Source organism: bacterium, from assembly GCA_026398675.1.
GTDB lineage: Bacteria > RBG-13-66-14 > RBG-13-66-14 > RBG-13-66-14 > RBG-13-66-14 > RBG-13-66-14.
This window is the reverse complement of record JAPLSK010000205.1, coordinates 1-7,447: the sequence shown is the minus strand read 5'-3', so window position 1 is coordinate 7,447 and position 7,447 is coordinate 1. Positions and strand designations below refer to the sequence as shown.

Genomic DNA, 7,447 nt, shown 5'->3' with positions numbered 1-7,447 from the left:
GCCGGGTGGTCAAAATCATGGACCTCGAAAAATAGCTCCTCCCTCTCCCTGTGGGAGAGGGCAAGGGTGAGGGCTTCCGCACGTCCCCTCGCCCCCTGGGGGAGAGGGCAGGGGGAGGGGTCAAATCCCCTCCCCCCTCTGGGGGGAGGGTTAGGGAGAGGGGTTCCGAATCACCACCGACACGGGCCTCCGCTTCATCTACATCACCTGCGCCGACGCGGCGGAGGCTAAAGAAATCGCCCGCGCCCTAATCGTCGAGCGCCTCGCCGCCTGTGCTAATATCCTCCCCGGCGTCCGCTCCGTCTACCGCTGGATAGGGAAAATCGAGGAGGCGGCGGAGGTCGTAGTCATCGCCAAGACGCGGGCGAGGCTGGTGGACGCGCTGACCGAGCGGGTCAAGGCCCTGCACTCCTACGAGGTCCCCTGCATCGTCGCCCTGCCCATTACGGAGGGTAATCGGGAGTTCCTGGGGTGGATTGAGAAGGAGACGGGTTAATGCTTGACAGACTCTTAGAAGCGTACTAAAGTGAGTGATGGTCTGTTTAGTTGTGTGTTGACAATTCAGTATCGATTCAAAGTAAGTTTATAAGCTGAACTTTTCTAAGGAGATAAGAAATGTCCTTCTTCTACGTTACACTAACTGGTGAAATTAAAAAGCTGTTTTACAAGATCCAAGAAGTTGGTAAACCAACAATCGTTGATAAAACATGGATCAAACAATGTGGTTTTAAAGACGATCAAAATCACATGAGATTTATTACATTATTGCAAACACTAGGATTTATTGATCAATCTAACAAGCCTACAGAGCTTTGGACTGCCTATAGAGATAAAATACAAGCAAGAGCAGTTATGGCTAACATTATTAAGGATACTTATAACGAATTCTTCGAGCATTTTTCTGATGCACAAATAAAAGTCAATAAGGATTTAATAAGTATTGTTACAGCGCAAAAAGATAAATTTAATGAATCTACTGCAACAAGGGTAGTTAGAACTTTTAAGGCTCTCTGCAATCTAGCTGATTTTGAAAGTCAACCTGAAAAAAGGGAAGAAATTGTAGAAATAGAAAGCGAGACTGTTTCTCAAGGGGTTGCAGTACAAGATATACATACTAATATTCCATCGATATCCATCAATATACAAATTGAGCTTCCCGAATCTGCTGATACGAAAATGTTTCAGGAGCTTTTTAAGGCTATGAGGGAGTATCTTTACGATAAGGAGTAATACAGATTGTGTCAAAGAGTCTTGAAGAAATCCTCAAGAGCGTTAAAACTTTTGAGGATAAAATTACAGAAATTCTATCTACTCACGAAACATCAAAGAGAAGAAGTGTACAGTTATCAAAGACACTAAAAAGGCTTAAGCTATTAACTGTTAAACAGAAAGAGTTCTTCGATCAATCCATACAGTGTATTCAACACAAATATGACTTATTTAAATCTGCCCATGTAATGGCTTGGGCAGGTTTTATTGATTTTCTTCAAGAAAAATTATGTTCTGATGGATGTATGAAAATTAAAAGTTATAATAATAAAAAGTATTGTAATATTAATAACGCTCAAGAACTAAGAGATGAGTTACCTTCTGAATATCAACAAATCGTACTTGCAAAGAGTATATCATATATAAATGAAAAGGAAAGAATAGCATTTTTAGCCCTACTCGATAAACGTAATTGGTGTGCTCATACAGGTATCTACGCTTATAAAGCCAACCTAAGTTCAAGCCTTTCTTATGTGCTTGAGCTTTTTGATTATCTTGAAGACTTAGATAAGAGAACACTTTGATATTATTCTAGGAGATAACATGTCCCTCTTACGTGACTTCGACCCTGAGATTGCCGATGCCATAGCCGGCGAGATAAAGCGCCAGGCGGAAGGCATCGAGCTCATCGCATCCGAAAATTTCGTCAGCCTCCCCGTCCTCGAAGCGATGGGCTCCGTGATGACCAACAAGTACGCCGAGGGCTACCCCGGCAAGCGGTACTACGGCGGCTGCGAGTTCGTGGACGAGGCGGAGCGCCTGGCGCGCGACCGGGCCAAGGAGCTCTTCGGCGCCGAGCGGGCCAACGTCCAGCCCCACTCCGGCACCCAGGCCAACATGGCGGTCTTCTTCGCCTGCTGCGACCCCGGAGACACGGTGATGGGCCAATCGCTGACCTGTGGCGGGCACCTGTCGCACGGCCACCCGGTGAACTTCTCCGGCCGCTTCTACCACGTGGTCCAGTACGAGGTCCACCCGGAAACCAACCGGCTGGACTACGACATGATCCGCGACCTGGCGAAAAAGTGCCGGCCGAAGATGATAATGTCGGGCGCCAGCGCCTACCCGCGGTTCATAGACTTCGCGGCCTTCCGGTCCATCGCCGACGAGGTGGGGGCCAAGCTGGTGGCGGACATCGCGCACATCGCGGGGATGGTGGCCGTAAAACTGCACCCCGACTCCATCCCTTTTGCGCATTACACGACGACGACGACGCACAAGACGCTGCGCGGCCCGCGCGGGGGGCTCATCCTCACCGACAAGGACAACTACAACGCGCTGCAGAAGAACGTCTTCCCCGGCATCCAGGGCGGCCCCCTGATGCACGTCATCGCGGCCAAGGCCGTGGCGCTCAAAGAGGCGCTCCAGCCCGAGTTCAAGGTCTACCAAGAGAAAATACTGGCGAACGCCAAGGCCCTGGCGAATTACCTGATGGAGCAGGGCTTCACGCTCGTGACCGGCGGGACCGACAACCACCTGATGCTCCTGGACATGCGTTCGAAGGGCCTGACCGGCAAGGACTTCGAGGAGGCGCTGGAGCGGGCGGGCATCACCGTCAACAAGAACACCATCCCCTTCGACCCCGAGAGCCCCTTCGTAACCTCGGGGGTGCGGGTGGGTACGCCGGCGGTGACGACGCGGGGCTTCGGCGACGCGGAGATGAAGAAAATCGCGGGGTGGTTCGGGCGCGTGGCCGCCGACCACGCCAACGAGGATTTGGCGAAGATGATAAAGGGCGAGGTGAAGGAGCTGTGCAAGGGTTTCCCGCTCTACGCCGAGCTGAAAGTGTAGTCACCTCCGGATATAAAAAAGGCCGCCCTCGGGCGGCTTTTCCATTTTTGCGGGGAGGGCGAGCGGCTTCTAGGGTCGCAATAAAATCACCCTCGGGCGGTTTTTTTAATACAGGTCGAATGAATATATTGTTCCATTTATTAGGTCTATACCAACCCGTGCCAATTCTTCGAACGTCGAGTCGTAAAGGTATATCCCTGCATATGAGCCGTACTCGTAGCAATAGGCGTCGAAACCGTAGCAGACGTCATCCTCAAGACCCGTGATATACCGGTAGCAGTATTGGGCCAGGGCGAGCCAGTCCCCGACGTCGGCGGAGGTGTAGGTGAACATAATCTCGTCGTCGAAATAACCGTTGTCCTCCGTCACCGTGGTGCTGCCGTCGGGGTGGACGATGACCTGGATGCAAGCGTCGGAGTTGATGTAGGAGAAGCGCCAGAAGGGGTGCTGGACGCCGCCGTAGAGGAAGCCCGAGAAGTCCAGGTAGGTGGCCTCGACTTCGAACATGACGAAGCTTACGTCGTAGAGACCCGCGACCACGCCGTCGGCGATGCCGCGCGCCCAGTCCAGGTCGCCGCCCTCCGTCGGGGTGACCTCGGTGAACGTGCTGCAGCTCAAGAACGAGACGCAGACGCTCAAGGTAAGCAGCAACTTTTTCGCGAGGGGGGTCAAAAGGATACACTCACTATCTCGCCGGTCTGGGGCAAGAGGTCCACCCGAGCCAGCGTTTCCAAGTCGGAATTGCACAGCGAAATCCTCACGTAATCGCCGTCAGAAGAGTGAGAGCAGTAGGGTTCGTAGCAGACGTCGTCCGCCAGGCCGGTGAGCTCCCGGTACACGCGGGAGGCGGTGCGCAGCCACGAGCTTACGGCGTCGGAATCGTAGGTGGAGGTCAGGGGGGAATTTCCGTACTGGGAACCCTCCAGCTCGAAGATGATGTACCGGCCATCCGGGTGGATGATGACCCACAGGTACGCGTCCGACCCGTCGGAGTAGTAGACGTCCCACTCGGGGAAAGCCATCCCGTCGTACAGGTCGCCTGAAATGTCGAGGCACTCGGCGCCGAAGCTCATCACGTACCAGTGCTCGCCGTAAGCCATGTCCACGGCGTCGCGGGCGAGGGCGCGGGCCCAGTCCCAGCCGGTGAGCCCGCCGTCCGCCCCGACGCCCAGGTCGCACGCCAGCACGAGGAGCCCCACGAGCACGATGGAAAGAGTGATGCGCATCGAGTCCCCCAGAAGATTTCATCGAGTATTATAATCAACTCGCGGACGCCAAGCAACGCGGAAATCTTCCATGCGCGATAATATTGACAGCTTCATCGCCCTGGACGTGGAGACCACGGGGCTGGACGCGGGGTTGCATCGGGTGGTGGAGATAGCCCTGGTGCGCTTCGCGTCCGGTGTCGAGGTGGAATCCTGGAGCAGCCTGGTCAATCCGGGGTGCAACATCCCGCCGGAGGCGACGGCGATTCACGGGATAAGCGACCGCGACGCGGCCGTGGCGCCGACCTTCGCCGATCTGGCGCCCGCAGTCGCCGGGATAATCGTCGGTTGGCCCCTCCTAGCCTACAACGCCCCCTTCGATTTCGGTTTCTTGCAAATCGAGATGGCCCGCGCGGGGAGGACGGTTCCGCCGCTGGCCGCCTGGCTGGACCCCCTGCCCCTGGCGCGGGCCAGGCTCTCGTACGGGCGGGCGTCGCTGGAGATAGCCTGCCGCGAGCTCGGCATCCCCCTGTCGCGGGCGCACCGGGCGGAGGACGACGCGCGGGCGGCGGGGCTTATATGGCTCTTCCTTACCGGGGGTTAATTGAGACCTTGTCGAGATGAAATTCCGCACTCGGCCGTCTATACTGCGTTGACCGGTGGGTAAGGGAACCTCCCCACCGACCGTCGGCTCCCGGGGCTCCCTCCCCACTTAAGACAAGGAACCAGCGATGGACGGCCTCTTCGGGATTTTCGGCCTCGAGCACGAGCGCCGGCCCTTCCGTTCGGGAAGGCTCGGGAACCGGTAAGTCTGGACGGTTGGCCCAGGGGCGGTCCGCGGACCGTCCCTTTTTTCGCCCGCCGGCCACGGTTGACACACCGCTTTTTGGTGCATAGACTTGGACCGCTTCCGCCGAAGGAGTTTTGCTGGAAAAGTTGCCGCTGACACTCTTGAAGCTGCGTGACGGCCGCCTGGTCCCCTACGAAAAGGAGCGGGTCGCGGCCCAGGTGACGGCCGCCGCGCAGGCCGTGGGCATGGAGGACCCCCTCTGGCCGTCCGAGGTGGCCGAGGCGGTCACGCTCTTCCTGCGGCGCAGGACCGCCACCGGCGTCCCCACCGAGGAGCAGCTCGAGGACGCCGTTGTAAAAATCCTCTTGCGCACGGGCCACGTGGACATGGCGAAGGCCTACGTCCTCTACCGCAGCCAGCGCCGGCTGGAGGAGGCCCAGGTCTTCGACCACCGCCTGACGACCCACCAGCTCGACCTCTTGGAGACCAACGAGAGGTCCATCCTGGTGCGGGACCTCTCCGGGGAGCTTTTCCCCTGGTCGCGCCAGGGGCGCATCTCGGCCATCGTCATCAGCTCCGGCCTCGACCCCTCCATCGCCGAGCAGCTCGTCCTGGAGGTCGAAAAGATGCTCCGGGAGGCCAAGCTCTTTCCCGTTCCGCTTTCCGTCATCCTCTCCCTCCACGCCCTGAAGCTCATCGAGCTGGGCGTCGGCTCCTACGCGGACATTGACCCGGTGGCCGTTCCGGCCCAGCTAGTCCGGAGCGCGCTCATCCAGGGACGCGCCGAAGACCGGGTGCCCCCGGTGGCCGTCGAGACCTCCGGCGGCTATATCGTCGGGCAGTACGCCGTATCCAACGTGTACCCCAAGTCGGTCCGCTACGACCACTACCACGGCAACCTGCAGATTCGCTCGCCCCAGATGGTCAACCGCTTCCTCTCCGCCGGGTGGAGCCCGGAGGTGGGCCCGGATATAGGTCTCGGCAGCTACTCGTCGGAGAGGTTGCTGGAGCTGATGAGACTGCCGGACCGCCTGGCGCCGTATTTTTCCCGGATGGAGCTCCCGCGGTTCGACCTCCTCCTGGCGCGGCTGGGCGCCGGTTCCGGGATGGTGGACCTCGACGTCGCCGCCCAGCTGGGGCTTCGTTTCTGGCCGACCTCCACGGAACGCCTGGTCATCGGCCTCGGCGTCGGGCTGGATTCCTCGTCCGACCTCGCCACCTACTCCCTGACCGTTGCCGGGTTGGTGGACCGGATGGACCGGCGGGTCGAGCTGGCGGTCGAGGTGGGGGATTCATCCGACGACGGGTTCGTCGCGAAACTGGTGGAGGCCTCCGGGCGCGCGTGCCTGCGCTTCACCCGCCCCCGCGAGCCGAAGGCTGAGCCGGTGGGCGTGCTCCACGGCCCCGTGGCGAGCCGGGTGGCAATCAACCTCCGGCGCGTCTCCACTTCCGGGGCGGGCAAGGCGGATCAGCTTGGAATAGAGGTCATCTGCCACGCCCTGGAAGCGGCCCGGGTGAAGGCCGATTTCCTGCGGTCGGTGGCCGAACGGCGCTCGTCCGGGGTGCTCGGGGGACTGGTGGAAGGGCTGGGTCTCGACTGGGTGAGCGCGGCGGCGGGGGTGGCGGAGATCGAGCTCTTCGGCCTGGACACGGCCGTCTTCGAATTGACGGGCGGCTGGCCCTCCGGGAACCCGGAGTCGGCAAAACTCCTCGGGCGCCTGGCGAGAAAGCTGGTCCGAGCGGCCCAGGATTTTTCCGAGAAGCTGGGGCTGTCCATCGTCATCCGCGCCGGGGTGGATCCCGCTCTCGAGGGGTTTTTCGGGATGCTGGACCGGGCGGTGCTGGGCCTCCCGGAGCCGCCACCACCGCCGCTTTTCACCCTCTCCCCGGATGCGGGGCACCTCTTCCGCGGGCCCTACGCCCCGGCCTGGCCCGACGGCGTGTCCGTGGAGCTCTGGACCGCCCCGGCCCCGGAGTCGGCCCTGGCCTGCATTCGCACCGCTTTAAACGCCGGGGCGTCGTCGGTCCTCGTTCGGAAAGGCGGCCCATGTACCTCTTGACCGTTACCGGCAGCTTCTCCTCGGCCCACGCGCTGCGGGGCTACGGCGGTCCCTGCGAGCGCCTCCACGGCCACAACTGGCGGGTCGAGGTGACCGTTTCCGCGCTTGAGCTCGACGCCCAGGGGCTTGCCATAGACTTCAGGGTGCTCCGGGAGCACCTGGGGAAAATTTGCGACCGGCTCGATCACCGATTCCTGAACGAGCTGGAGCCCTTCGATCGGCTCAACCCCACCAGCGAGAATCTGGCGCGTTACCTGGCGGGGGAGCTGGAGTCGAGTTTGAAGGGCGCCGACCCGCCGGTCCGGGTGCGCGAGGTCCGCGTCTGGGAATCC

9 protein-coding genes are annotated in these 7,447 nt (G+C 59.6%); 7 read left to right on the top strand and 2 right to left on the bottom strand.

Features of this window, described 5'->3' with window-relative positions; all coding sequences use genetic code 11:
- Positions 1-196 precede the first annotated feature (196 nt).
- The 4 genes from NTW26_06860 (at position 197) to NTW26_06845 (ending at position 3,060) form a co-directional block, all read left to right on the top strand.
- Entirely contained in the window at positions 197-496 is a 300-nt protein-coding gene (locus tag NTW26_06860) for a divalent-cation tolerance protein CutA (protein MCX7021977.1), read from the top strand.
- A gap of 119 nt (positions 497-615) precedes the next feature.
- Positions 616-1,230, top strand: coding sequence for a DUF5343 domain-containing protein (locus NTW26_06855; GenBank protein ID MCX7021976.1), 615 nt, complete (start codon positions 616-618; stop codon positions 1,228-1,230).
- Between the two features lie 8 nt (positions 1,231-1,238).
- Positions 1,239-1,793 (top strand): hypothetical protein, encoded by a 555-nt coding sequence (locus NTW26_06850; protein ID MCX7021975.1) that lies wholly within the window; start codon positions 1,239-1,241, stop codon positions 1,791-1,793.
- Positions 1,794-1,812: 19 nt separating this feature from the next.
- Positions 1,813-3,060: a serine hydroxymethyltransferase gene (locus tag NTW26_06845; GenBank protein MCX7021974.1), complete on the top strand. Its 1,248-nt coding sequence runs from the start codon at positions 1,813-1,815 to the stop codon at positions 3,058-3,060.
- 105 nt (positions 3,061-3,165) lie between these two features.
- On the opposite strand, the gene NTW26_06840 is transcribed toward NTW26_06845, so the two are convergent.
- Together NTW26_06840 and NTW26_06835 are read right to left on the bottom strand one after the other, a co-directional pair.
- The gene (locus tag NTW26_06840) at positions 3,166-3,711 is read right to left on the bottom strand and encodes a hypothetical protein (protein MCX7021973.1); all 546 of its coding nucleotides are present in this window, start codon (positions 3,709-3,711) and stop codon (positions 3,166-3,168) included.
- A 17-nt stretch (positions 3,712-3,728) separates the two neighbouring features.
- Complete coding sequence (locus NTW26_06835; GenBank protein MCX7021972.1) at positions 3,729-4,286, bottom strand: hypothetical protein; 558 nt, start codon at positions 4,284-4,286, stop codon at positions 3,729-3,731.
- Between the two features lie 70 nt (positions 4,287-4,356).
- Here NTW26_06835 and NTW26_06830 point away from each other — a divergent pair, with 70 nt between their 5' ends.
- The 3 genes from NTW26_06830 to queD all read left to right on the top strand — a co-directional run.
- Positions 4,357-4,869 (top strand): 3'-5' exonuclease, encoded by a 513-nt coding sequence (locus NTW26_06830; GenBank protein ID MCX7021971.1) that lies wholly within the window; start codon positions 4,357-4,359, stop codon positions 4,867-4,869.
- A 320-nt stretch (positions 4,870-5,189) separates the two neighbouring features.
- A complete protein-coding gene (locus tag NTW26_06825; protein MCX7021970.1) occupies positions 5,190-7,115 on the top strand; it encodes an ATP cone domain-containing protein in 1,926 nt (641 codons plus the stop codon).
- Positions 7,103-7,447: 6-carboxytetrahydropterin synthase QueD (gene queD, locus NTW26_06820; GenBank protein ID MCX7021969.1), on the top strand; the 345-nt coding region annotated here is incomplete at its 3' end. The genes NTW26_06825 and queD, both read left to right, overlap by 13 nt.

Bases quoted from the DNA above. Each gene is read 5' to 3' on its own strand.
- NTW26_06835 (MCX7021972.1), bottom strand. From the start codon at position 4,286: ATGCGCATCACTCTTTCCATCGTGCTCGTGGGGCTCCTCGTGCTGGCG.
- NTW26_06845 (MCX7021974.1), top strand. From the start codon at position 1,813: ATGTCCCTCTTACGTGACTTCGACCCTGAGATTGCCGATGCCATAGCC.
- NTW26_06855 (MCX7021976.1), top strand. From the start codon at position 616: ATGTCCTTCTTCTACGTTACACTAACTGGTGAAATTAAAAAGCTGTTT.
- NTW26_06830 (MCX7021971.1), top strand. From the start codon at position 4,357: ATGCGCGATAATATTGACAGCTTCATCGCCCTGGACGTGGAGACCACG.